The 26,969-nt window shown below is 46.6% G+C and carries 15 protein-coding genes; 5 read left to right on the top strand and 10 right to left on the bottom strand.

The annotated features are described in order from the left end of the window. The first annotated feature begins 9 nt into the window (after positions 1-9). Genes VZ94_RS22385 through VZ94_RS06820 form a run of 4 tightly spaced genes read left to right on the top strand, consistent with a single transcriptional unit; the run spans position 10 to position 14,031 of the window. Positions 10-372 carry a hypothetical protein gene (locus tag VZ94_RS22385; RefSeq protein WP_052700284.1) on the top strand — a complete coding sequence of 121 codons (363 nt, stop codon included), beginning with the start codon at positions 10-12 and terminating at the stop codon, positions 370-372. Beyond that, positions 308-8,002: an SDR family NAD(P)-dependent oxidoreductase gene (locus VZ94_RS22380; protein WP_082081433.1), complete on the top strand. Its 7,695-nt coding sequence runs from the start codon at positions 308-310 to the stop codon at positions 8,000-8,002. The genes VZ94_RS22385 and VZ94_RS22380 overlap by 65 nt, the downstream gene beginning before the upstream one ends. Then, positions 7,977-11,333 carry a type I polyketide synthase gene (locus tag VZ94_RS22375; protein WP_192828604.1) on the top strand — a complete coding sequence of 1,119 codons (3,357 nt, stop codon included), beginning with the start codon at positions 7,977-7,979 and terminating at the stop codon, positions 11,331-11,333. Before VZ94_RS22380 ends, VZ94_RS22375 begins: the two co-directional genes overlap by 26 nt. 13 nt (positions 11,334-11,346) lie before the next feature. Then, entirely contained in the window at positions 11,347-14,031 is a 2,685-nt protein-coding gene (locus VZ94_RS06820) for an SDR family NAD(P)-dependent oxidoreductase (RefSeq protein WP_045778660.1), read from the top strand. Here VZ94_RS06820 and VZ94_RS28260 read toward each other — a convergent pair. From VZ94_RS28260 to VZ94_RS06775, 10 genes are all read right to left on the bottom strand, one after another. Beyond that, entirely contained in the window at positions 14,028-15,059 is a 1,032-nt protein-coding gene (locus tag VZ94_RS28260; RefSeq protein ID WP_239649699.1) for a type I restriction-modification system subunit M, read from the bottom strand. The genes VZ94_RS06820 and VZ94_RS28260 overlap by 4 nt on opposite strands. After that, positions 15,028-15,567 (bottom strand): type I restriction-modification system subunit M N-terminal domain-containing protein, encoded by a 540-nt coding sequence (locus tag VZ94_RS28255; RefSeq protein WP_239649698.1) that lies wholly within the window; start codon positions 15,565-15,567, stop codon positions 15,028-15,030. Before VZ94_RS28255 ends, VZ94_RS28260 begins: the two co-directional genes overlap by 32 nt. A gap of 64 nt (positions 15,568-15,631) precedes the next feature. Then, a complete protein-coding gene (locus VZ94_RS06810; protein ID WP_045778659.1) occupies positions 15,632-16,024 on the bottom strand; it encodes a type II toxin-antitoxin system VapC family toxin in 393 nt (130 codons plus the stop codon). Continuing rightward, a complete protein-coding gene (locus VZ94_RS25485; RefSeq protein WP_045778658.1) occupies positions 16,011-16,253 on the bottom strand; it encodes a hypothetical protein in 243 nt (80 codons plus the stop codon). Before VZ94_RS25485 ends, VZ94_RS06810 begins: the two co-directional genes overlap by 14 nt. 303 nt (positions 16,254-16,556) lie before the next feature. Then, the gene (locus VZ94_RS28250) at positions 16,557-17,222 is read right to left on the bottom strand and encodes a PDDEXK nuclease domain-containing protein (protein WP_275575156.1); all 666 of its coding nucleotides are present in this window, start codon (positions 17,220-17,222) and stop codon (positions 16,557-16,559) included. A gap of 19 nt (positions 17,223-17,241) precedes the next feature. Beyond that, positions 17,242-17,541, bottom strand: a complete 300-nt coding sequence (locus tag VZ94_RS28245) for a DUF1016 N-terminal domain-containing protein (protein ID WP_275575155.1) — start codon at positions 17,539-17,541, stop codon at positions 17,242-17,244. Next, complete coding sequence (locus tag VZ94_RS30355) at positions 17,538-17,930, bottom strand: restriction endonuclease subunit S (RefSeq protein ID WP_275575157.1); 393 nt, start codon at positions 17,928-17,930, stop codon at positions 17,538-17,540. Before VZ94_RS30355 ends, VZ94_RS28245 begins: the two co-directional genes overlap by 4 nt. Position 17,931: 1 nt before the next feature. Beyond that, entirely contained in the window at positions 17,932-18,816 is an 885-nt protein-coding gene (locus tag VZ94_RS30350; protein ID WP_052700280.1) for a restriction endonuclease subunit S, read from the bottom strand. Next, on the bottom strand, positions 18,813-19,772 hold the full coding sequence (locus VZ94_RS06780) for a PDDEXK nuclease domain-containing protein (RefSeq protein WP_239649697.1): 960 nt from the start codon (positions 19,770-19,772) through the stop codon (positions 18,813-18,815). Before VZ94_RS06780 ends, VZ94_RS30350 begins: the two co-directional genes overlap by 4 nt. 34 nt (positions 19,773-19,806) lie before the next feature. Continuing rightward, on the bottom strand, positions 19,807-22,770 hold the full coding sequence (locus tag VZ94_RS06775) for a type I restriction endonuclease subunit R (protein WP_239649696.1): 2,964 nt from the start codon (positions 22,768-22,770) through the stop codon (positions 19,807-19,809). Positions 22,771-23,434: 664 nt separating this feature from the next. Here VZ94_RS06775 and VZ94_RS28235 point away from each other — a divergent pair. After that, entirely contained in the window at positions 23,435-26,731 is a 3,297-nt protein-coding gene (locus VZ94_RS28235; protein ID WP_052700279.1) for a methyl-accepting chemotaxis protein, read from the top strand. Positions 26,732-26,969: the final 238 nt, after the last annotated feature.

Raw genomic sequence — 26,969 nt, 5'->3', positions numbered from 1 at the left:
TATCAAGCCGTGGTCTCGCCTAGGTTTAGCGCACAACCAGGCTTACAAGCTTATGCTGAGCAGTTGGCTTCAGCCGATGACAGCGAGGCTTTAGTTTATTTAGACCAATTAGCGCAATTAGCCGAGCTATTTTGCCAAGGCTATGTTGTTTCGGTCGCGCATTTATTTAACGGGTTGACATTAACACGGGCGCGTTTTGCCAGGTTATCCGTTTGCCAAAGAGCCGTATTGGGTGAAGCCAGAGGGAGTGCAAAGCTTGCCTTGCTCAGGTGCGAACAGTGTACAAAGCAAGCTTTGTACTCCAAGCATGGCGGTCGAGGGAAAGATACATCCGCTTCTACATCAACGCCTAGGCCAAGATTTGCGTTTTAGCAGTTGTTTTACGGGCGAAGAATTCTTTTTAGCTCAGCATCAAATCAACCAAACTAACATCATGCCCGGCGTGGCGTATTTAGAAATGGTGCAGGCGGCGCTGACAGAATGCCACGTTGCCGAACAATGTGTTTTCAGCAATACCGTTTGGCTTAGCCCGTTAAGCGTTGCCGATAAACCAGTAACCGTGTTAACAGAATTAACGCCAACGCCTACCGGTTATGATTGCGTTATTTCTAGCCAAACTGAGCAGCAAAGCCAAGTGCATTTTCAATGTAAGCTTGAGTTAAAGCAGCTACCACAACCTGTTTTAGACTATGCTTTAGTCACATTACGCGCGCGCTGTTCGGAGTTACTAAATGCTGATGAAGTGTTAGCGCTGACGTTACGCGCTTATGGTAAGCAAACCAGCGAAGCGAGTGGTTTTCAAGTCATTAGTGAATACCGCGATAATCCTATCGAAGCGGTAGCTAAACTGGTGTTAAAACCCGCTCTATTAACGCAAGCGGCTGAATTTTATTTACATCCGTGCTTAATCAACGGCGTGTTTGAAGCCGCGCAAGTGTGGACGATGCGACATGGTGGTGGTGATGCACCACGTGTACCATTTACCCTAGCCGAACTTAAGATTTTTCAACGGCCAGGTGTTGCCGCTTGGGTGCATGTGAGGCCTCGCTTAGCTATGACGGGCGAAGTAGCTGTATACGATATAGCGTTGTTCACTGAGCAGGGTGAGTTGGCGTTACAGTTTAGCGCCTATAGCACTAAGTCGCTTAAACAGCCGCCAATAAAGCCAGAGACAACCGAGCTAAAACAACGCCTGGCCAGCATGATTGCTGAGCAACAAAAATTAACGCTGGATCAAATCGATGCGGATACCGAGTTAACGCAATACGGTTATGATTCAATTCGTTTTACTGAATTAGCTAACCGGCTCAATCAACGTTATGGCTTAGAGGTATTGCCTACGTTGTTTTATGCCTATCCTACGCTGAGCGCATTAAGCGACTATTTTCATGAACATGCGCCAGAATTTGCGGCTCATGTGCTACCTGAAGCTGTTACGCCTAAAACCGTCGATTCTAGTCCTCAGCTACCGGCTACTCCATTAGATTCAGCGATTGCGATTATTGGCATGAGCGGGCGTTTCCCCGGCGCTGACGATGTTAATGAGTTTTGGCAATTGTTAATAGACCAAAAGGTGTGTATTCGCGAAGTACCCAAAGACCGCACGGCTTGGTGGCAAAGCGACGATGAAAACCTCATTAAACTGGGCGGTTTTATCGACAATGTGGCTTGTTTTGACCCTTTACTCTTTGGCGTATCACCACGCGAAGCAGCGTTATTAGACCCACAACTTAGATTGTTTTTACAAAGCACGTGGGCTGCGTTAGAAGATGCGGGGTACTCGGTAGCAGGCTTATCAGGCAGTCATACCGGTGTGTTCGTTGGCGTTACCACGCGCGATTATCAGGAGTTATTAACCGAGGCGCAACAGGATAAACATAAGCCCGATATGGTGTTTAATTTTGCCGTGGCGAATCGGGTTTCGTATTTATTGAATTTTACTGGGCCTAGCGAGGCGATAGATACAGCCTGTTCTAGCTCATTAATTGCAATTCATAGAGCCGTTGATTGTTTACGTCTAGGCCATGCTGAGCTGGCGATAGCAGGTGGGGTTAATTTAATCTTAACACCGACAGTTACCCAACTTGCTCAACAAGCAGGTATGTTAAGCCCTGATGGGTGTTGTAAAACCTTTGATGCCAAAGCGGATGGTTTTGGCCGAGGCGAGGGCGTAGGGGCCATCGTGTTAAAACGGCTGGCCCAAGCAGAAGCCGATGGTGATGCAATTTATGCGGTGATTCGCGGCAGTGCGGAAAACCACGGAGGTAGAGCGACATCGCCTACGGCCCCGAACCCCTTAGCGCAACACGCGTTATTAATCTCGGCCTACCAACGTGCCGGTGTGCCTATTAACAGCGTGAGTTATATCGAAGCGCATGGTACCGGTACAGCTTTAGGCGACCCTATTGAAGTCGAAGGGTTAGTCAGCGCGTTTAACCAACTTTATCAACAACAAGGTTTAGCTAAACCGGCTGAGCCGTCTTGTGCGTTAGGCTCAGTGAAAGCCAATATCGGCCATTTAGAATCGGCAGCGGGTATTGCCAGCGTCATTAAAGTGTTGTTGATGATGAAGGCAAAAACTATCCCTGGTAATCCGCAGTTACAGCAGTTAAATCCGTATTTACGCTTAGAGGCTAGTGCATTTTATCCTGTGCGCGAGACCTGTGCTTGGTATGCCGCCGAAGGTCAACCGTTGCGGGCGGGCGTCAGCGGTTTTGGCGTTGGCGGGGCGAATGCGCATCTGGTGTTAGAACATTACGCAGCTATAGAAAAACCGTCGCTGGCGATAACGCCGGTAGCTATCGTGTTATCAGCGCGTAAACAGGCTAATTTGTTGGTCTTAGTACAACGCTTAATCGCGCATATTCAGCGCGAACAGCTTGATAATCAGCACTTAACGGCGTTGGCTTACACACTGCAAACGGGTAGGGTGGCGCTAGCTCAGCGCTTAGGCATTGTCGCGGAAACCATGGCAGACTTGGTTGCTAAGCTCACCGCGTTTACCCACAGCTTTGAACACGCTGGACCAGGGATTTACTACGCACAAGCCAACTCTGTGGGTCTTAGCGGTGCTCCTAAGCTTAAAGCCGATTCCACGCATACTATCCACGAGTTATTAACGGCTTGGGTTAACGGTGCTGAACTCGATTGGTCAGGACTTTATCAGCAGCAACAAAAACCTAAACGTTTACATTTACCGTCATACCCGTTTGCAGAGGAACGCTATTGGGTAACAGAAAACACGTCGTCAGAGCCAAAACCGGCCGCAAGCGCTAGCGAGTATCGTATTGTGTTATCAGGCGATGAAGCCTGTTTACGCGACCATTATGTCCTAGGTCAGCCGGTTCTACCGGGTGCGGCTTATATTGCGTTCGTCACCGCCGCTACCGGCGCATCAGTATTACGCAATGTCGTATGGTTACGGCCTTTAATCGTCACGCAACCGGTTGAGTTAGTGATTAAATTAACGCGCGGCTCTGATAATGCTCAGAGTTTTATGGTTTTCAAAGCTGACGCGCCAGAAACCGTTTATTGCCAAGGACTTATTAGCGATGAGCCGCAGGCTTTGGCAGCGATACCGCTAAACGCGATAAAAAGCCAAACAGTGCGCGAGCTGCGTAGCGGTGCAGCGTGTTATCGAGCGTTTCAAGCTTTAGGCTTAGCGTATGGGCCAAGTCATCAAGGCATTGTGCAACTGGCTATTAGTGATGAGCAGGTCTTAGCCGAAATTGCTTTGCCTAATACCGTCATCACTGAGACATACGGAAAAGTGCATCCTGGCGTGTTAGATTCCGCTTGGCAAGCCTTAACCGGTTTTGCCGCACTGGAGCAAGCCGCTACGCCGTTATTACCGTTCTCAGTAGAAAAAATCATTATATCAACGCCTTGTAATGGACAGAGTTGGGCCTGGCTAAGACCCAGCTTACGACCCAACCAAACGCCTAACACGGCTAAACAAAGCCAATACGATATAGACTTATGCGATAACGAGGGTGCGGTTTTACTTGCTGTGCGTGGTTTTATGCCGCGTCCATTACCACAACCCGCTAAGCCTAAAGACGACGCCTTGTTATTTACGCCTTATCAACAAGCGTTGGAGTTAAGTCTAAATACACCGGTGCTGCCCAATCTCCTAATTGCTTACGGTTTTAACGAGGTTGAGCAAGCCGCTTTAAGCCAATTTGGGTTAGCCGAGGAATATTATTGGCAAAACACTAACCCGGATAGCGTAACCGCGTATCAATCCGTTGCAACGGTTTTACTCCAGCAATTGCAACGCTTTACTCGCCTAGCGCAACAACAAACCGTGTTTGTGCAAGTGTTGCTAAGCCATAGCACCGAAACGGCGTTATTAACCGGCTTAGCGGCACTGTTTAAAACCTTAACGCTGGAATATCCGCGTTATCAGGCGCAATTGCTGGTCGTTGCGCGTGAAGATAGCCTAAGTCAAATCGCTGAAAAACTTAAAGTGGGTGCGTGTTATCCACAACATAGTTTGATTCAGCATCAACAACCGCTTGCGCATACCGTTGCGTGGCAGCGTTTAGCATTGCCTGAAAGCTATGCTATACCTTGGCGTGAACGCGGCGTTTATTTAATTACCGGCGGTGCCGGTGGTTTAGGGCAATTGTTTGCCAAAGAAATCCTGCGTCATGTTAAGCAAGTGACACTGGTGTTGGCAGGCCGAAGCGAGTTAAGCGCTGAGCAACAGGCGAGCATCCAAGATTTAGTAACCACGAACACAGTGGTCATGGATTATCAACGCGTTGATATGGCTAATTCTACCGCTGTAAAACAGTTAATAAGCCATATTATCCAGTGTTACGGTCAATTAAACGGCGTGATTCATAGCGCTGGCGTGTTAAAAGATAGGTTATTACTAAATTTAACACCCGCCGAGTTAACCGACGTGTTCGCCGCTAAAGTGGCTGGTACGCAGTATTTAGACCAGGCTACGCAAGGTCTAACGCTGGATTTCTTTGTGTTGTTTTCATCGGTCGCATCGGTACTAGGCAATATCGGCCAAGCCGGTTATGCGGCGGCGAATGGCTTTTTAGATGCGTTTGCCGATGATCGGCAACAGCTTTGCCGTCAAGGGTTACGCCAAGGCCAAACCTTGAGTGTTAATTGGCCGTTATGGCAAGACGGTGGTATGCACGTGACGGTGACGGCAGGTCAGTTTAATCGTCAAGGCTTAACCACCGAAGCGGGTTTAACGGCTTTTTATCGCTTACTCGCATCAGGTGTGGCTAGAGCGATGGTATTAAACCATGCTGATGCTGACTTAATCAGCGCCATAACCCCACCTCAGCCTTCGCCTTACCCGGAGAAGGAGCCGATCAGAGATGGACAAACTCCATCCTCTGATAAGGTGGAGGTTGGGGGTATGGGTGAGCAATTAAATACGGCGTCGCTTGAACAAGCGCTTTTATTGATAATCTCCGAACTGTTAAAAGTCGACGCAGAGGATTTAGACGCCTATACCGAGTTTAATCAATACGGTTTTGATTCCATTGCATTTACCGAATTTGCTAATGCGATTAATCAGGCGTATGGCTTAATGCTAACGCCTACGCTGTTTTTTGAATACACCACCGTAGCTGAATTAAGCCAGTATTTATTTGCTCAGCATGGACAGCAATTTTCTCAGTTAAACGCTGAGCCTGTTGCCGAACAGCAACTTGTTTCTGATTGTAGCTGCGAATTCATTCGCACTGTGCGGATAAATCCGCACCTACAACTTCCCGAACAATCTATCGCCGTTATCGGCATGACAGGTAAGTTTCCTAAAGCCGATACGATTGAGCAGTATTGGCAAAATTTAGTCAACGGCGTCGATGCTATTAGCGAAATTCCGCCAGAGCGTTGGGATTGGCGCAGCTTGTACGGTGACCCTATCACTGAGCCAGGTAAAACCCATATTAAATGGGGTGGTTTTATCAACGATGTTGAGCAATTTGATGCGTTGTTTTTCGGTATTTCACCGAAAGAAGCCAAGCTAATGGACCCGCAGCAGCGTTTACTTATGCAAGCGGTTTGGCAGGCGTTAGAAGATGCCGGTTACGATCCGGCTTCGCTTTCCGGTACGAACACGGGGTTATTTATCGGTACGGCGAACAGCGCCTATGCCGATAAGCTAAGACAAGAACATGCCGATAGCTACGGCTCAACGGGGTTAATTGCGTCGTTAGGTCCTAACCGGATTAGCTATCATCTTAATTTGCATGGCCCTAGCGAGGCGATAGAAACGGCATGTTCGTCGTCGTTAGTCGCTATTCATAAAGCCGTGCAAGCGCTAGAAAGTGGCGAATGCGATTTGGCTATTGCCGGTGGCGTTAATTTGATTTTAGGGCCAGAGCTGCATATTAGCTTTAGCAAAGCCGGTATGTTAAGCCCAGATGGACGTTGTAAAACCTTTTCTAACCAAGCCAATGGCTATGTGCGGGGCGAAGGCATAGGCATTCTGGTGTTAAAACGGCTTAGCCAAGCGGAGCTTGATGGCGATGGCGTGTTAGGCGTTATCAGAGCGACTGCGCATAACCACGGTGGTCGCGCTAATTCATTAACAGCGCCTAACCCTAAAGCACAAGCCGAGTTATTAAAAACCGCTTACCGTAAAGCCGGTGTTGATATTAACACGGTAAGTTTTATTGAAACTCACGGTACGGGTACCGAATTAGGCGACCCGATTGAAATTAACGCGATGAAAGCGGCGTTTAATGCGTTAAAAACCGACACGGATTGGCAGGAAAACGCTGGCTGTGCGTTAGGCGCGGTTAAAACCCATATCGGGCATTTGGAAATGGCCGCCGGTGTGGCAGGGGTGATTAAAACCTTATTGCAGTTTAAACATAAAACCTTAATCGGCAATTTGCATAACACCACGGTTAATCCCATGCTGGATTTAACCAACAGCCCGTTTTATTTATTAAATCAAAACCAGCCTTGGCAAACAGTTGATAACCAGCCTAGACGGGCTGGCGTTAGCTCGTTTGGCTTTGGTGGCGTTAATGCGCATATTGTGCTGGAAGAGTATATCGCTCAGCCTAGCGATTCAGTCGTGCTTGCCCCGGCTATTATTGTCTTATCCGCACGAACTGCTGATGCGTTGCATAGCTATGCCAAGCAGTTAGCGGTATGGGTTCAGCAACAAATAACGACCGATTCGGCTGTACAGCTCGCTGATTTAGCATTTACGTTACAAACGGGTAGAAGTGCTATGGCGGAGCGTTTAGCGTTTACGGCAAGCACTCTGACAGACGTTTTAGCCAAGTTGACGGCATTTGTGAATGCCTCTTCATTAAGCACGGATTTACTGTTTCGAGGCTGTGTGAAATCCGGTGTTGGCGTCCAAACGCGTGTTACTCATCAAGATGCTGCAGCGCTATGCCAGCATTGGGTAAAGGGCGGGGAGCTCGATTGGCGCGCGCTGTATCCGCGTCAACCTAAACGCATTAGCGTAACGACGTATCCGTTTGCTAAAGAGCGTTATTGGCTAGACGACTTAATAACGGCAAAACCTGACGCTAAGTTATCCATACCGTTAAGCAAACCCAATGCTATTCGCTTAAGCGTGTTAACTGAGGTAAGCACACAGCCAGAATCGGTGCTTAAGCATGATGATGTGCTCACCAAGCTAAAAGCGGCATTGCCAGAGCCTGTGCATGGTTTGGTAGCAACGTTAAACCGCACCGGCTATATGCTGGAAACGTTATTATCGTATTCCAAAGAGTTTGCTAGCTACGCTGGGCAATGCGGCGGCGAAGTCTTAGACATCGGTTGCGCCTATGGTATTGCGACTATCGCCGCGCTAGAGCAAGGCGCGACGGTGTTAGCCGTTGATATGGAAGCTCAGCATTTAGCATTATTAAGCCAGCGCATTAATCCACTGTTGCAAGCTCGTTTCAACACACAAGTCGGCGTGTTACCCGATGTGGATTTTGCGCCAGAACGTTTTACTGCGATTCATGCCAGCCGTGTCTTGCACTTTTTTAACGCCTGACGCGATACAGTTAACTTTAAGCAAAATGTATCATTGGCTAAAACCAGGCGGTAAGGTGTTTATCATTACTGATACGCCTTATGTGGGTTATTGGCATGTGAATGCGCCAGTGTATCTACAACGCAAAGCGCAAGGCGAAGCATGGCCGGGATTTATTGCCGATGTACACAGCTTGTTAAATACCGAACAAGCCCGGCAAGGGCCTAAATCGGTTAATCCGTTAGATACTGAGATTTTAAGCCGGGAATGTTTGGCGGCGGGTTTTAGCATAGAGCGCGTGGGCTATGAAGGTTCGGAGCTTTTTGCTGAGGTTAAAAACACGCCGTTGGCGGGGTTTGAGCATGTTGGGATTGTGGCGGTGAAGCCGTTGGTTAAGGCAGACCTGGGCGATGCTTGTCGGGGTCGCCGTGAACTCATCCCTGAGGGCTTGATGGCAGCATCCCTGCTGCCAACATCCCCGCCAAGCACCACCCAGGTCTTGCCTGGGGTTGAAAATAACTTAAAGGCAGACCTGGGTAATGCTTGTTGGGGTCGCCGTGAACTCATCCCTGAGGGCTTGATGGCAGTATCCATGCTGCCAACATCCCTGCCAAGCACCACTCAGGTCTTGCCTAGTGTGGAAAAACAGCTAAAACCTATACGCGATTGGTTGCGGCAAACCTTAGCCGATGAATTGCAATTAAGCCCTACGCAAATGGATGATGACAGCCAATTTAATGATTTAGGCTTAAATTCGATTAGCGGCGTGATGTGGGTGACTAAGATTAATAGCGAATATGGCTTAAGCTTAAAAGCGACCGAGATTTATAAATATCCTAGCCTTAATCTATTTGCTCAGCATTTAAGCACGTTAGTCACAAAACTGAAGCCGCTACCAGCGGCTGCTGTTTGTGAAAGTTTGGGGACATGTGAGCCACAACAGAGCAAGCAAGTAAAAGCTAATACCGTTGAGCCAGCGCCAGAACCACACGCTCAGCCTAAGCCAGCCAGTAAAATCCAGTCTGATAATGCGCTAGATGCGATTGCCATCATAGGCATTGCCGGACAGTATCCTAAAGCGGCTAATGTAGAACAATTCTGGCGTAATATCGCCGCAGGGCTGGATTGCGTGACGGAAATACCGGCTAATCGCTGGAATGTTTCGGATTATTACGACCCAAGCGGGACGACGCCGGGCAAGAGTAATTGTAAGTGGATGGGCGCGTTAGACGACATAGATTGTTTTGACCCATTTTTCTTTAATATCTCGCCGCGCGAAGCTGAGTTAATGGACCCGCAGCAACGCTTGTTTTTACAAACCTGTTGGCATTGTTTAGAAGATGCTGGCATTGTGCCGTCTAGCTTATCAGGTAGCCGCTGCGGTGTGTTCGTAGGGTGTGCCGAAAATAATTACGCGGGATTAACGGCGGATAATGCCAATGGTGTGCAGCAGTTGACCGGTGGCGCAACGGCATTTTTAGCCTCGCGTATTTCTTATTTACTCAATTTACAAGGCCCTAGCATGGCATTAGATACGGCGTGTTCTTCGTCGTTAGTGGCCATTGCAACGGCTTGTGACAATTTAATATTGGGTAACTGTGATTTAGCCTTAGCCGGTGGTGTCAGCATTATTTTAGACCCAAGATTTTACGCGATGGGCACAGCGGCTAATGTGTTTTCCGCGCAAGGCCGTTGTTTTAGTTTCGACCAACGTGCCGATGGCTTTGTCCCCGGTGAAGGCGTCGGCGCAGTGTTATTGAAACGCTTAAGCGATGCGCTCGCTGATGGTGATGCGGTCTATGCTGTGATAAAAGGTTGGGCGGTGAATCATGATGGCCGTTCTAATGGCATGACTGCACCGAATGCCATTGCGCAAACTCGTTTACAACAACAGGTGTATCAGCGTTTTCATATTAATCCAGCGCAGATACAACTGGTTGAGGCGCATGGCACCGGGACTGCGCTAGGCGATCCTATTGAAATCGAAGCGTTAACCGAGTCGTTTAAGGACTTAACCGCTGAGCGGCATTATTGCGCATTAAGCACCGTGAAAAGCAATATCGGTCATTCGTTGTTGGCGGCAGGTATTGCCGGTGTCACTAAATTGGTACTTGCCTTAACCCATAAACAATTACCGCCGACGCTGCATTTTAGCCAGCTTAATGAGCATATTACCTTAGAGGATACGCCGTTTTATATCAACACAACGCTACAAGATTGGCCTGAGCCAACGGATAGCCCTAGATTCGCCGTCATTAATTCGTTTGGCTTTAGTGGTACGAATGCGCATCTGGTGTTGCAAGAATTTAATAACGATACCGCAGTTCAGAATAGCGTGGAGCCTGTGTTACTGGTGTTGTCAGCCAAACAAGCGCCACGCTTACAGGCTTATGCAGAAAGTCTAATCGCGTATTTACAACAAAACCCAACCCTAGATTTAACACGCTTAAGTTATCGTTTACAAACCGGACGTGAAGCGATGTCGCATAGACTAGCGGTGTTGGCGGATACGCCTAGTGCAGCGATTAACGCAGTCAATGATTTTTTAATGGGTCAAGTTTCACGCCATGTCTGGACCGGTGTAGTCGATAAGCACACGCAATTAGTGACGGATACCGAAGAAGGGCAAGAGTATCTCGCTCGATTAACGGCGAACAAAGTTTTGGCCTCGTTAGCCGGGTTGTGGGTGGCGGGTAACCGCATAGATTGGGATGCCCTCTATGCTGTTAAACCTAAAAGCTTAGGCTATGGTGTACCGGTTTATCCGTTTGCTAAAGAGCGTTATTGGGGGAAGCTGCCAAGCTCTGGGTCTCAAACTATAAAGCCGTTAGGTCTGCATTCCCACGCGGAGCGTGGGAACGAGAGTAACGTAGAGACAGATTGGGATAAAGTGAGCTACTTGCCCGGTTGGCAACGGTTACCCGCGCTAGACCAAACTAATCTCGCGATACCGTCATCATTACTGTTGGTTTATCCGGCCAGTGCCAGACATTACGCAGATGCGCTTTATTTATGCTATCAGCGCTTAGGCATGACGGTGCAACCGGTTAAGTTGGTGCTGGGTTTTGGTGAACAACCCGCGCTACACGCTGATGAAATCTATTGTGACGTTGACCAGCCTTTAGCGTTTACCCAAGCATTAAGCCAAACCCAAGGTTTTGCTACGGTGTATTTTATCGCGCTAGATACTACGCTTGTATCGTTAACTCAGTGTTATGCCGCAGCGACTCAAGGTTATGAAATACAGTTGTTAAGGCTGTTAAAGGCGTTTCAAAGCCATTGCAACACCATCAGCAATCGCGTGTTATGTACTCAGCTTAGACCATTATCGTTTAGACGGGCACGTTGTTAATTCTTACGAAACGGTGCGCAAAGCGCACCCTACGTTGGTTAATCCCACGGCGGGCGGTATTACAGGCTTAGCTTATGCATTGGCGCAAAGCGAGCATCGTTTTCATGTGCGTAATATTGACTTAAGCGCTGAGGATTTAACCGATTCTGCGTTATGGCGGCGAGTCATCGCTGAGCCGAGCACCGATAGAGGCGATGTGGTTAAACTGTGGGGCGGTGGTCGTTATGCGCAAACCATTACGCCTATGCTATTTTCCCGTATTGCTGAAACAAGTCGTCATACCGGTTCGGCAACTGCTCCTGCGTTGCTCTACTACATGCCATCCCTGGCATTAATGGATTGCCGGTATCCAGGTTACAGGGAAGTGAATACAACAAATGTTTTAGAAACAGGCTTAATAACAGAGGGTGTCTACGTTATTTTAGGCGGTGCTGGCACGGTAGGTCGAGTCATCACGCGTTTATTGCAACAACGTTATCAAGCCAAGGTTATATGGCTAGGACGTAGACCTGAAAGCGATAGCAAACTGCAAGCACAGCTTAACGCATTTGCGACACCGCCATACTATGTACAAGCCGATGCCAATGATTTAGCGTCATTATCGACGGCCTTACAAACGATACAGCAACAATATCCCCATATTAACGGCGCGATGTTTTCCGGCATTGTTTTCGATTTTGACAACTCTATTGCGCACACTAGCGAAGCACAATTTAACCAAATACTAACCGTTAAAACGCAAGGCGTGGTTAACTTCTATCAAACGTTTGCGCCATTAGTGTCAGACTTTTTAGTGTATTTTTCATCGGGACAAGCGTTCTCGTTTTCAGGTGCCGCGCAGTTATCGGCGTATGCGGCCGGTATTACCTTTGCCGATAGTTTTGTTCATGCCGCCGCCCAGTTGACGTCAGCGACACCACCGGTCGGTGCGATTAACTGGGGCTTTTGGCAATCGTCGTTAGAAGAATGGCCGTTGGATTATGCGATTAACTCGCTTAGCGATGAGCAAGGTTTTACTGCGTTAGAACGTTTTACCGCGTTATTACGCCAAGGCGTGTGCAGGCAACTGTTATGCTTAAATGCTTCAGAACCCGTGCGCGCGATGATGCCTGTCCCGTTGCAACAACAAATTCGATTAGCTGATGGATTAACCCAAAGCAAGACTGGCTTTGCTGAAGCGGTACAAGCACTCGCCCAACAGCCAAAGCCAGAGCTGGCGACAATATTGAATAATCCCGATCAAGCCAAACTATTAAACCTGTTAGCGCGGGCAGTGCTGGCGCGTATTGAAGTGCTTAATTCAGCCAGTTTACACCGTGATGCGTTATACCAACGCTGGTGGCAGCAAACCCTGACCATGTTAGACCAGGCCGGGTTAATCCATTACGAACAACCTGGTTATCGTTTGACGGAATTAGGCCAACACGCCTGCCTTAATGCCTGGCCAACCTGGCAGACAGAAAAAGCCTATTTCATCAATAACGCAGAAACAAGGGCCTTAGCGTTGTTATTAGATGATTGCTTAACCGCCTTACCTGCCGTGTTAACCGGGCAAGTACCGGCAACGGATGTATTATTTCCTAACGGTTCAACCGAAAAAGTCGCTGGTATTTATCAAAAAAATCAACGCGTGGATTATTTTAATGCTGTGTTAGCGGATAGCGCGGAAGCCTTTATTCAACAACGGCTAGCGGTTAACTCTAATCGTCCTCTGCGTATTTTAGAAATCGGAGCCGGAACCGGTGGCACGACAGCGATGGTGTTAAACCGTTTATCGCCTTATTACGATAATATTGAGCAATATGCGTATACCGATATTTCCAAAGCCTTTTTACACCACGGTCAACAGCATTACGGTCAACATCCGTTTATGCGCTACGCCTTGCTCAATATAGAACAAGCACCCGATACGCAAGATTTTGTATTAGGGCATTACGATGTGGTTATTGCGGCTAATGTCTTACATGCCACCGGTGATATTCGCTCAGTATTAAGCCATGCAAAAGCGTTATTAAATCAAGGTGGTGTGTTATTGCTAAACGAAATCAGCGATACCAACTGGTTATCGCATTTAACCTTTGGCTTATTAAAAGGTTGGTGGTTATATCAAGATGCTGAGCTGCGCATGAGCGGCAGTCCAGGCTTAACACCTAACGCTTGGCGGCAACAACTGCTCAGCCTAGGTTTTCGCGCTGTGTATTTCCCGGCTGAATCGGCACATCGTTTAGGCCAACAAATCATCGCGGCAACCAGCGATGGCTTGGTGACGTGCACTCCCCAAAAGTCGGTTGCCACCTGCGTTGAATCGGTAGCAACAACGACCATAAAACCTAACACGGTACAGGCTCAAGACAATGCTGCTCAAACTATACAAAGCGCCATAAAACAAGCGCTCAGCGAAGCGCTCAAAGCACCGTTAACCAGCTTAGAAAACCATATCCCGTTTTCTGATTACGGCTTAGATTCCATCTTAGGCGTAGGTTTTATCAAGCAGGTCAATCAAGTCTTAAAACTCAACATGAACACGGCGATAATTTTCGATTACAGCACGATTGAACAATTAACCGACTATATCGTTAAAACCTATCCTGGCATCACACCGACTGCTGAGCCAGATACCGAACTGGCGCGGCGGTTTTTTAATGGAGAGTTAGGGGTAGGGGAGGTATTGGATAAAGCCTTATTGAGCAGGTTTTAAGGCAACGTTGCTAAACCTAGCTCGATTAAAAATTGATTATGCCGCTGGGTAGCGTCAGCAATGATTTGTTCTAGTGCTAACAACTCCGCATTCACCGCTGGTAAATCAATTTGGACTTCTGTTTGCGCGGTACTGACATAACGCGAAATATTCAGGTTGAAATCGTTTTGTTCGATTTCAGCCATCGTAACGCGGCGGGAATAGCGGGCTTCTTCGTTGCGGAATTGATAGGTCTCAACAATCTTGGTTATATGCTCTGGCAGTAACCGGTTTTGTCGCTTACCTTTTTCAAACTGTTCGCTGGCGTTGATAAACAGCACGTCATCGGGTTTTTTGCATTTTTTCAACACCAGAATACAAACAGGGATGCCCGTCGAGAAAAACAGATTGGCAGGCAGGCCAATCACGGTGTCGATATGCCCGTCTTTTAGCAGCTTTGTGCGGATACGCTCCTCGCTCCCCCCTCGAAATAAAACCCCGTGCGGCAAAATAATCGCCATCGTGCCCTGGTCGCTTAAAAAATGGAAACCGTGCAACAGAAAGGCAAAATCGGCGGCTGATTTTGGTGCTAGGCCATAGCTTTTAAAACGAAAATCTTCGGCCAAGGCTTCGCTAGGCTCCCAGCGGTAACTAAACGGTGGATTAGCGACTACCGCATCAAATTGCAGTTTTTTAGCCGGATTCATTTCTTTGAGAATATCCCAATCGTTAGCCAATGAATCGCCGTGATGAATTTCAAACTCTGAGTCTTTCACGCCATGCAGCAGCATGTTCATGCGGGCTAAGTTGTAAGTGGTGATATTGGATTCTTGGCCGTAAATTTTGCCGATGCCATGCGCTCCAAGCTGTTTGCGCACATTCAAAAGCAACGAACCCGAACCGCAAGCAAAATCCAGCACTTTGTCGAGTTTGGTCTTTTTGCCGGTGGCGGGTTCTTGGCTGTCGAGGCTGACGATAGAGGACAGAATCGTGGAGATTTGTTGCGGCGTGTAGAACTCACCGGCTTTTTTTGCCGGAACCGGCGGCAAACTGGCCGATCAGGTATTCGTAGGCATCGCCTAGTGTATCGGTATTGGTTGAGAATCCGGCAATGCCTTGGGCGATTTTGCTGATGATGGTGCACAGCTTGGCGTTGCGTTCGGGGTAGTTTTTGCCCAGTTTTTCAGAATTGAGGTTAATTTCCGAAAACAGCCCTTGAAAGGTGCTTTCAAAGCTTTGGTTTTCAATGTATTTGAAGCCTTGTTCCAAGGTGCGCAGTAAGTTGTCATGCTGGGTTCTGGCCAGTTCGGCGATACTGCTCCAAAGGTGCTGCGGCTCAATCACATAATGCACTTTGCGGCGCATTTGTTTTTCAAATTCCGCCGCATCAGCGGCATTTTCTGCATACCAGACCGACAGCGGCGCACGTTTGTCATCGTCCGCCAGTTGTGGGTAATCCGCCCCCAATTCTTTTTGCGCGGCGGTTTCGTAGTTGTCCGACAGGTAGCGCAAAAACAGGAACGACAGCATATAGTCGCGGAAGTCGTCGGCGTTCATGCGCCGCGCAGGTCATCGGCGATTTTCCAAAGTGTGCTGCCCAGTTGATTGAGTTGTTGATCGGTCATAGAGTGTCTGCTGATGGGTCGGCGCGTCGAATAAATTGATTGAGTTTGTTATCGAAAGTGAAAATTTCTTGTTTTTCTACGGTGTGGTAGGCACAGAGCACGGTATCGACAAAATCGAGACTGCTGGTGCTGTAGTATTCGAGTGCTTTTAGAAAAACGTCGGGCTTATTCATCGTCACCAGTGCTTCATTGAGTAAATCCGTCAATTGTTGCTGAATGGTTTTTCGGTCAACTGTATAGACTTTTTGCAGCACATACACCACTTCACACGCCGCCTCTATCGGTAAGGTCACGGTTTGTTGTTCAAGGATTTCCGCTGCCTTCGGCGATAATTCCGCATGGTCGTCCAAGAGGTAGCGCAAGATGATATTGGCATCAACCATGCTCATGTTTTTCACTCGCTGCTTCTTGCCATGCGTCTTGTTCTTTCGCCATGAGTTCAGGATTGGCATAGTGTTTCAAGGCTCCGCGTAAACTCTTTTTTTGAACCGGCGAAGGTGTGTCCAGTTGCGGCAGGGCAAGAACGATAATTTCAACTTTTTGCCCCCAGAACTGTTTAGGCAATTGAAGATGGACTTCGCCATTTTCTATCGTTTGAATTTCACGAATCGCTTCCATTGGTTAATTCCTCTTGTTTGCTTATCAATTCCAACTTTCACGGGCGGAAGCCAGATAATCATCTACAGCTTGCCGAGTGTGATGGGCAATACCAAAATATTGACGCGGGTCGAAGTCATTGGCTGGCTGGGCAACGATGCCCTCCTCCTCTGCCAGTTGTTGTAAGACGATTTGCACCAGCCGGAATTTTTTCGGCGTGGGAAAGAGTTGTCACGGAGGATAAAAGTTCGTTTACGGTCATGGCGTGTCCTCCATAGCTACGCATTTCTGTGTCAGTCATTATGCCGCCTTCATTTTTGCGTGCTAATCAAAACGTTTTTCCCGCGCAAGCTCGGCAATCAATTCTTCTTCAGTAGGCAATACCCGCTGATACTTTGAAGCGAAAAGCTGCTGGCTGCCTTCCAGTACGGAATATTTGACGATGGTTTCGTCCTTACTGTCGCAAAGAATAATGCCTATGGTGGGATTGTCGTCTTCGCCGCGTTTAAGATCGTCAAACATGCGCACATACATATCCATTTGCCCAATATCCTGATGGCTGAGCTTGTTGGTTTTTAGATCAATAATGACAAAACACTTGAGCAGATAATTGTAAAAAACCAAGTCGATATAAAAATGGCTGGTTTCGGTGCTGATACGCATCTGCCGCGCCACAAAGCTGAAACCTTTGCCCAGTTCCAGCAGAAATTTTTGTAATTCGTTGATAATGGCCTGTTCCAGTTTGCTTTCCTTCAACTGGCCGGTTTCGGGTAATTGCAGAAATTCCAACATATAGGGGTCTTTGATAAACTCCAGATGCAGCGAATCGCCGGACAGTTTTGACGGTTCGGTTTGTGTGGCAAGCAAGCGTTGGTAGCTGTGGCTTTTGATATTGCGTTCCAGTTGGCGCACCGTCCATTGCTGTTCGCGGGTTTCTTTGCAGTAGTATTCAATGGCTTCAGGCGATTCAAGCCGCATAATCAAGCGCAAATGGCTCCAGCCTAATTCTCTACACAGTGTGTAGAGAATCGCCTGTTCGGGAAATTTTTTGGTAGAAAAGGCGGCAGTTATACAGATTGGCGTAGGAAAATCCTTTGCCGAAATCGCTGGTTAAAGCGGTCGATAGGTCTTCAATGAGCCGTTTGCCGTATTGGGCTTTGTGTTGTCCGCGTTGTTCTTCTTCGACAATGCGCTGACCAATCAACCAATAGGCTTCGACCATGGCGGCATTCACGGCTGAACGGGCTTTGTGCCGTGCCTGTTCGAGTATGTTTTTTATGTCACTGTGAAAGGAGGTTAATGCGTTCATGCGTTCACCTCATCCACAGCCGGAAAAAGCTGCTGCATTAAGCCTTTTTTGTGGGTTTTGAGGGCTTCGAGTTTTTGGGATTGGGCGGTGATCAGTTCATCTAGCGAAGACAGGCAGGCGGCGATTTTTTGTTGTTCTAAAATTCCAGGCATAATAATTGGAATTGAATTACAGCTATCTTTGCTCATATATGGAACGGCTGTTTTAGTTGCAATTTTTTCCATATATGGCTTTTGCATTGTTAAAGAATAAAGAAGAAATCTAAAATCAATATTATCATTAGAAATAAAAGCGTGTAACTGTTGATTTATAATCAAATCAATACCTGCAATAGCCACTAATCCCAATTCTCCTGTACATGAAATAATAATAGAATTCTTAGGAACTATTTTAGAGCCAATATTTTTTGCCTCTTCTTTTGTTATATTCAGATTTTTTTTTGAAAAAAATAACTACTCCATTTTGTTCTATATCAGGAGTGGTAATCCAAGGAATATCACCATTAAATTCAATCGGCTTATTTCTTCCTGGTACGATGAAATCACAAACATCACCAACTTTTTTAACTTCCCACTCCCCCGCCTCCCGAAACTCAGGAAAGCGCAGTTTAGGCACGGTTTCGCCTTCTGCGGGGAAAAGCTGCTGCATCAGGCCTTTTTTGTGGGTTTTGAGGGCTTCGAGTTTTTGGGCTTGGGCTGTTATCAGTTCATCCAGCGAGGACAGGCAGGCGGCGATTTTTTGTTGTTCTCCAATAGTTGGATATGCTATTTCATATTTTTCAAAATCTTTTTGATATAAATGAACAATCGAAGAACCGCCTGATAATTTATCTAAAAAGATTTTAAATCTTGAACTCAAAAAGGTATAAAAAATAAATTTTGAATTTTCATTTTCTATCCTAATCCTAAAAATTCCGTTATTTAGAGTTGCTCTTTTATCTTGAATATTATCCACATAAGCAACCTTTCCAATACTACCATCTTTAGTTATAAGAATATCTCCTTCCTTAAGAATGATATTTTGGTCTTGTATATATCTTTCATAGCTAACGAATTTTGCGTGTAGCCAATCAATTCTATCAAATACAAAATCAGTGCCTGTTATCAAAAAATATTCACCGGTATTTAAGTGTTCATCTTGTCTTAAATTTTGCCAGCCAATTCTAGCTTTCATTGAAGCAATATTTAAAATACATTCATCTTTCCACTCCCCCGCCTCCCGAAACTCAGGAAACCGCAACACCGGCACACAGCCTTTTTTTGCTTGCTTACTCACTTATCCCTCTCCCATTCCTGCGCCAGCAACTCATGCAACTTGGCTTGTATCAAGGCTTTATCCGGCAATTGCAACTGATATTGCGCAATTAAGGTCGGCGATAAATGGCGCGACAACGCATATTCCACCACTTCATCATCTTTATCGTGGCACAACAACACGCCAATGCTGGGGTTTTCGTGCGGCTTCTTCACATCCCTGTCCAGCGCCTCCAAATAAAAACTCAACTGCCCCATGTGTTCTGGTGAGAATTTGCCAATCTTCAACTCAAACGCCACCAACGCCGCTAAACCGCGATGAAAAAACAGTAAATCAATATAAAAATCCTGATTGCCCACTTGCAGGCGGAATTGTTCACCCACAAAAATAAAATCGCTGCCCAGCTCCAAAATAAACGCCTTCATGTGCTGGATTAAAGCGCGTTGCAGGTCGTTTTCGCTATGGGTTTCCGGCAAACCCAAAAATTCCAATATGTACTGGTCTTTAAAGCTCTGCTCAATAGTCGGGTGTAATTCTCTCGCCACTGGTGAGAGTTTTGCGCTCATCTTGCTGCGCTCAAAATAAGCGGTATTAATTTGGCGCTCCAAATCTCTCACGCTAAGCCTTTCTTGAACCGCCAGATTAAGATAGAACGCCCGCGCTTCTCTGGCTTTTAGTGTCATGATGAGGCGGTTATGACTCCATGACAATTCTCGCCACAGTGTGGCGAGTTTTTCATCCGCCTGATAAATCTCGTAAAACTGCTTCATACGCCACAGGTTTTTATCGCTAAAGCCTTTAATGTCCGGGGCATGTTGCGCAATATAGCGGGCCAATTCGCTGACAACGCCTTTCCCCCACGCTTCACTTTGCACTTTATGGCTGATGGTTCTGCCCACCAGCCAATACAACTCAATCAATGTAGTGTTGGCTTGGGTAAAAATCTTGTGCCGCGCCTGCTGGATGTGTTGCAGCAACTCGTTAAAGGTTTGCTCAGTGTTTGCAGGTGGCTTATTCATACGCCGCTAACCCAGAAATTTCGCGTCCTTGCGCCAGTTTTTTCAACATCGGCAACAAATCCGCCATTAACACTTCCTCTGCTTGCTTGCGGGCTTTCCAGCCCAACTCCTGCGGCGCGAATAAATCACTCAATTGCTCCCCGTCAAAAATCATCCGGCTCATAATTCCATCCACAAAGGTTTGCAGGGCTTGCGCGGGCAAGTCGTGCTTTTGCGCAATATCCGCCAAATCCTGCGCCGATTTAGCAGCTTTAAAGGCTTGATAGCCGTCGCGTATGGCGTTTTCGTTTAAGGATTCGCCCACTTTCAGGCTGTTGATATAGGCAATAATGTCGTCGCGCTCGTCCATCAAATTCGCGCTGGAACTAATCAGGTCAATCAACTGCTGGCGGGTCATCTTCTGTTTACCGGCGGCTTGGGTCGATTTCGCAATTAAGCCCATGATGTAATCGTAATCAATCACCGCCGAAGCAAACAGCACAAATTCAAAATCCAATTGCTGCACCGTGCCGCCGTCATCGCCGCCTTTGTTTTGCTGCTCTTTCAAGCGTTGCGCGGTATCCAAATACATGCCCTTAAAGGCGCGTAAAGTGTCTTCCGGCAGAAGCTGGACAACTTCGGTTTGCAGGCTGTCGCCAAGGTCGGTGTATTGGTCGAGCTGGGTTTTCAGCCGCTGCACTTCCTTAAAGTGGTTGATAAACTCGGCGCGGGCATTATCGCCTTTAAGGTTTGCTACTTGCTCCGGCGCACAGTCCAGCCCTTGCGATTTCATAAAGGTTTCGAGTTTGCCGACGGCGGCTTTGAGTTTATCGACCACGACCGGCGCAGGGTCAACTAGCCAGATTTCTTTGGCGCGGTTTTGGTCTTTGCCGGAAAACAACCGAATCGCTTCATCAACCGCTTCTTCCTGATAGCGAAAATCCAAGATATTGCCCCAAGGCTTGCTATCGTTCAGCACGCGATTGGTGCGCGAAAAAGCCTGAATTAAGCCGTGATATTTGAGATTTTTATCAACGTACAGGGTGTTGAGGTATTTGGAATCAAAGCCGGTGAGCAACATATCCACCACAATCACAATGTCGATTTTGTGCTTGCGCGGGTAATCCTGATTAGAATATTTGTGGTCTTTAATGCGCTGCTGTACATCCTGATAGTAAAGGTCGAAATCGTTAATGCTGTGATTGGTTCCGTATTGGCGGTTATAGTCGGCAATAATCGCCATTAACGCGGCTTTTTTCTGTTCGGGCTGCTCTTGGTTGTCGGCTTTTTCTGTGGGCAAATCTTCTTGTATTTGCTGAACGTCCTTGTTGCCTTCTGCCGGTGGCGAAAACACACAGGCGATATTCAGGGGCTGAAAACTGTCCTCTTCGGCCTGCATTTGCGCCTGAATGAGTTTGAATTTTTCAAAGTATTCAATGGCGTCGTTAATGGAGGCGGTCGCTAAAATCGCGTTAAAACGGCGTGAACCGGTCGCGTGGTCATGTTTTTGCAAAATCGCTTTGATAACCGCTTCGGGTGGTGGTGTTTCGCCTTTTTTGGGCTTTTTCCGCGCTTTATCGTCTTTGCCGAAATAATCAATGTGAAAGCCCAGCACGTTTTGATCATCAATGGCGTTGGTGATGGTGTAGGCGTGTAATTCTTTCTCGAAAATGTCTTCGGTAGTTTTGAGTGAGCCGACTGTGCCTTCTATTTGTTGATAGCTGGCGTTGTCCTCAAAAATCGGCGTGCCGGTAAAGCCAAACAGTTGCGCTTTAGGAAAGAAGGCTTTAATGGCTTTGTGATTCTCGCCAAATTGTGAACGGTGGCATTCGTCGAAAATAAAGACGATGCGCTTGTCGCGCAAAGGATCTAGCCGTTCTTTATAGGTCTGTTTGCCTTTGGCTTTGTGGTTTTGGTTGCGCTTGCTGTTTTCGTCGAGCGCAAGCCCCAGCTTTTGAATGGTGGTGACGATCACTTTGTCGGCGTAGTCTTCCGATAACATGCGCCGCACCAGAGTTTCGGTATTGGTGTTTTCTTCAACGCAGCCTTCCTGAAAGCGGTTAAATTCCTCGCGGGTTTGGCGGTCCAGATCTTTGCGGTCAACGACAAACAAGCATTTTTCAATGTCCGGGTTGTCTTTGAGTAAGGTAGAAGCCTTAAACGAAGTGAGCGTTTTACCGCTGCCGGTGGTGTGCCAGATGTAGCCATTGCCTCGGTTTTGGTGGATACAATCGACAATCGCCTTGACCGCATAAATTTGGTACGGGCGCATAATCATCAGCTTTTGCTCGCTGGCGACCAGCACCATGTAGCGGCTAATTATTTGGCCTAGCGTACATTTAGCCAGAAAGGTGTCGGCAAAATCGTGCAGGTGGGCAATTTTGTGGTTGTCTTCATTTGCCAGTTGGTAAATGGGTAAAAAGCGCTCTTCGGCATTAAAGCTGAAGTGCTGGTTGTGGTTGTTGGCAAAATACCAGGTATTGCTTTCATTGCTGACAATGAACAACTGCATAAAACACAGCAGGGTGTGGGTGTAACCGTTGCCGGGGTCGTTTTTGTAAGCGACAATTTGCTCCATCGCACGGCGCGGGCTGACCTGGAGGGTTTTTAGTTCGATTTGCACCACGGGCACGCCGTTGATAAGCAAAATCACGTCGTAACGGTGGTGGCTGTTGTCGGTGTTGATGCGTAGCTGGTTGATGACTTCAAAGTCGTTTTTGCACCAGTCTTTGAGGTTAACCAGCTCATAATGTAGCGGTGTACCGTCTTCACGGATAAACGTGTTACGTTCGCGTAGCGTTTTGGCAGCGGTAAACACGTCAGCGGTGATGCAACCGTCGCGCAGACGGGCAAATTCGGCATCAGTCAGATGTACGCGGTTTAGCGCCTCAACTTTGTTGCGGAAATTTTTGTTCCAGTGTTTCGCGGTTACCGATGTCGGGGCGGTAAGTGTATTTAAGGTCGGTGAGCTTAGCAATTAAGCTTTGTTCGATTTGGTTTTCCCTTAAGTTCATGGGCAACGGTTGGTAAGAGTGTGTAGGCCATTATAGCGGTTTTTGTTACGTTATAGCAGTAGCTAACGCCTGGGTATCAACAGTGGCTGACATTTCCGATGCCATGGGTGCAAAGCTTTAAGCAGGTTGCCGAGCCGAGATGACGATGTTCTCACTTGACTGTCCCCTCTTAAGCGGGTGGCCGGAGGAGGGGGAAAAGCCAATCAATCATAAAGTGAATCAGTCTTTTTGGGTTTTTTGTCGTTTAGACAAGTAAATCACTGAGTATGTAAGTATGAAAGAGGGCGTATTTATGGTTAGGTCACATTAACTTAACAGATTGAATATAATAAAAAATCTCATAAATTATATGTTTTTATTTTCGTTAGTTATTTGTTATGCTGAACTTTAGCCGAATTAATAAAATGCTAATATAGTAATTTTTATGTTGACTTTTCGGCTCTATTTAGAACGAGACAGTCAAGTGAGAACAACGTCATCTCGGCAATCCATGCTCGAATGACGGTTTAGCGCTACTGGCTAAACTTAAAAGTGTCCCGTCTTAAGTGCGTAGCCGAATAGTTGATGTTTGGTAGCTGAACGCCATCAGTTTTTTGTTTTCATTTTTAGTATTAAGAACTTCTTTCTATGCAAATTAATTTACCTATCACACAAAATGAAATCCCTTTTCCTGATGGCGAGATTTTAGTTTCGACGACGGATTTACAAGGCATTATCACTAGCGCTAATCCGGCATTTATAAAAATCTCAGGCTTTTCAGAACAAGAATTAATAGGTCAACCGCATAATATTGTGCGACACCCTGATATGCCTGAGGAAGCCTATATTGATTTATGGCAGACCATTCAAGCCGGTAAAACCTGGCGTGCTATTGTTAAAAATCGGGCAAAATCAGGTGATTTTTATTGGGTTGAAGCTAATATTACGCCCGTGACTAAAAACCAACAGATTGTTGGTTACTTATCAGTGCGTACCAAACCACAACGCCATCAAGTTGATGAGGCTGCACGGTTATATGCTGATTTAAAAGCTAAACGTATTGCTAACCCTTTTAAAATTCACGGTGTTGCCCGTTTAGCCAGCATTATTAATCAATTTTCATTAAAGACTCGGTTATTAGCGACATCTACGTTTGTTGTGTTATTAGTTGTGGCATTGATGACAAGCGCTCAGTTAGCAGGCCAACGTTTAGGCGATATTCAAGAGCAGGTTTTAATAAACGCCGCAAATACGCTAACGATTTCTAAATACGCTCATTTAGGTGACCAGTTATACAGTATTGCCGCTGATGGCATTATCAATGGCTACACCGAGCAGCTCAAACAACACTGGTCGAAATCACGAGATGAGGCTAAGCGTAATGCTCAAGCGTTATTGGCGCTAAATACATCTGCTGAAGAACAAGCAAGCCTTAAGCAAGGCGTTGACGCCTTGAACGGTTTTATCGATAGGGTTGATAACAAGCTATTCCCTGCATTAGATAAAAAAGCACCGATGTCTGAAATTAGTGCGATTGATGATGAATTAGATGTATTTAAGCAAACGATTTCTGCGTCTTTAGCCAATGCGATGCAGTTGGCAGATAAGCAAACTCATGAAAACAATCAGCAGTCTTATGAGGTTCGGCAGGCAACCATGCAACAACAGTTGATGATTGCTGCTGTGGCTTTAGCTATTTTGGCGGTCATTTTTTGGGGATTAATGCGCTATATTTTGCAGTCTTTAAATTTAGCGTTATCCACGTTCAAATGGATGGCTGAGGGCAAGCTCGATAATCGCTTTAATATTCATCAAGGTGGTGAGTTTGGCACGTTATTGCATAGCCTAAATGCCATGCAGATGAATTTATTAGCTAATATGACCGAATCCAATCGTATTGGTATTGAGAGTACCCGTATTGTTAATGCGCTGAATAATGTGTCAACGGGCGTTATGATTGCCGATGCCGAACGCACTATCATTTATATGAATCATGCCGTGACTACTATGTTGCGTAATGCCGAAGTAGATATACGCAAAGAATTACCGACGTTTAATGTTGATAATTTAATCGGAAGTTCGATTGATCAATTTCATCGTCATCCAGAGCATCAAAAACGTATATTGACAGAGATGTCCCGTCAACATAACACGCATAAAGCTGAGTTAGAAATTGCAGGTCACCACTTACATTTGACGATTAACCCAGTCTTTAGCAATGAGCAAAGGTATATAGGCTCGGCAGTGGAATGGGAGGAAGTCACCGAACAAATTTTAGCCGAACAGGAAATTAACCATATCATTGATGCGGCTGTGAAAGGTCAATTAGCGAGACGTATTGATTTAACGGGTAAAAGTGGCTTTTTGAAAACCATTTCTGAAGGCATTAATTCGACGCTAGATGCTGTGATTGCGCCGTTAAATGTGGCTGCTGATTATGTTGCGCGCATTGCTCAAGGGCAAATACCGCCCAAAATTACCGATGACTATAACGGTGATTTTAATACGTTAAAAATCAATTTAAATCAAGCAATTGATGCGGTGAATTTGTTAGTCAGCGATGCAAATCGACTTTCGGATGCTGCCGTTGCAGGCCGTTTAGATACTCGCGCTGATGTAAGCCGTCATCAAGGTGATTTTAGAAAAATTGTTGAAGGCGTTAATAATACATTAGATGCCGTTATTGGCCCATTAAGCGTCGCCGCTGATTATGTGCAGCGAATTTCACGCGGACAAATCCCCGCTAAAATTACCGAAACATATAATGGCGATTTCAACACTTTAATTATTAGCTTAAATCAAGCAATTGATGCCGTAAACTTATTAGTTTGTGATGCTAATAGATTAGCTGAGGCAGCCGTTGCAGGGCATTTGGAAACAAGAGCTGAAGTGAATCAACATCAAGGTGACTTTAGAAAGATTGTTGAAGGGGTGAATAATACGCTAGATGCCGTCATTGGTCCGTTAAATGAAGTTAAACGGGTTTTATTGGCAATGGAGCAAGGCGATATGACGCAGACTATTGCTCAAGTTTATCAAGGCCAGCTCGAACAATTGCGGCAGGCGGCCAATAATACTGCCCATAGATTATCTAGCACGATTGGCGAGGTGATGAGCGCTGCCAGTCAGTTAGCTAATGCCGCTGAGCAAGTTAGGGTAACTGCGCAGTCTTTATCTCAGGCGGCGAGTGAGCAAGCTTCCAACGTAGAAGAAACCAGTGCAAGTATTGAGCAAATGAGCGCTAGCATTAACCAAAATGCGGAGAGTGCGCAAATTACTGATCGCATTGCGACCAAGGCAAGAGATGAAGCGGTTGAAGGTGGTGATGCAGTAAAACTGACTGTTGAGGCGATGAAGCAAATTGCGGAGAGGATAGGTATTATTGATGATATTGCTTACCAAACTAATATGTTAGCGTTAAATGCTGCAATTGAAGCGGCGCGAGCCGGTGACCACGGTAAAGGCTTTGCGGTAGTCGCGGCAGAAGTGCGCAAGTTAGCTGAGCGCAGCCAAATAGCAGCGCAAGAAATCAGCGAGTTAGCGAGCAGCAGTGTGAGTACCGCTGAGCGAGCAGGGCGCTTATTGAATGAAATTGTACCCAGTATTGGCAGAACATCTGATTTAGTGCAAGAGATTACCGCAGCATCTCAGGAACAAGCATCCGGTGCTGGTCAGGTTGCAACGGCAATGCATCATATGAGTAATGTAACACAGCAGAATGCCGCTGCGAGTGAAGAGTTAGCGGCAACCGCTGAGCAAATGACAGCTCAGTCAGAACAATTGCAAGTAATGATGGAGTTTTTTAAAGTGGATATGTCAGATATTGCAGGTGCTGACCCTAGAGTGGCATTTCGAAATAACAGCTCCACAACAGTTGCCTTGAATGACAGTAAAAATACACGCGCCAAAGCAATCACTGATGCTAGCAAATTTCAGCGTTTTTAACCTCGATAGTTGTTTTTGTTAAGCTAAATTATCAACAGAGTGCGCCTAGCTGGAATAAGGCGCACTTCTTATGCCGTCAATCTATGAACACGTTGCGCGTTTTCGGGGCTACCCACTTAAGCCGGGACAGGGCATTCAGAGCGCAGGACGCCGTAAATACATCCCTGTAGGCTTGGCGGCAGCATCCCTGCTGCCGACACCTGCGCTCTAAACACCCTGTCCCGGCTTGGTATTGTCC

Origin of the sequence: Methylocucumis oryzae (genome assembly GCF_000963695.1) — a bacterium.
GTDB lineage: Bacteria > Pseudomonadota > Gammaproteobacteria > Methylococcales > Methylomonadaceae > Methylovulum > Methylovulum oryzae.
The sequence above is the reverse complement of the archived record's forward strand: the minus strand, read 5'-3'. Positions and strand labels throughout refer to the sequence as shown.

Coding starts and splice junctions, on each gene's coding strand:
- VZ94_RS25485 (WP_045778658.1), bottom strand. CDS start 16,253: ATGGAAGCGATTCGTGAAATTCAAACGATAGAAAATGGCGAAGTCCAT.
- VZ94_RS28245 (WP_275575155.1), bottom strand. CDS start 17,541: ATGAACGCATTAACCTCCTTTCACAGTGACATAAAAAACATACTCGAA.
- VZ94_RS28235 (WP_052700279.1), top strand. CDS start 23,435: ATGCAAATTAATTTACCTATCACACAAAATGAAATCCCTTTTCCTGAT.
- VZ94_RS22380 (WP_082081433.1), top strand. CDS start 308: ATGGCGGTCGAGGGAAAGATACATCCGCTTCTACATCAACGCCTAGGC.
- VZ94_RS28255 (WP_239649698.1), bottom strand. CDS start 15,567: ATGAACGCCGACGACTTCCGCGACTATATGCTGTCGTTCCTGTTTTTG.
- VZ94_RS06810 (WP_045778659.1), bottom strand. CDS start 16,024: ATGAGCATGGTTGATGCCAATATCATCTTGCGCTACCTCTTGGACGAC.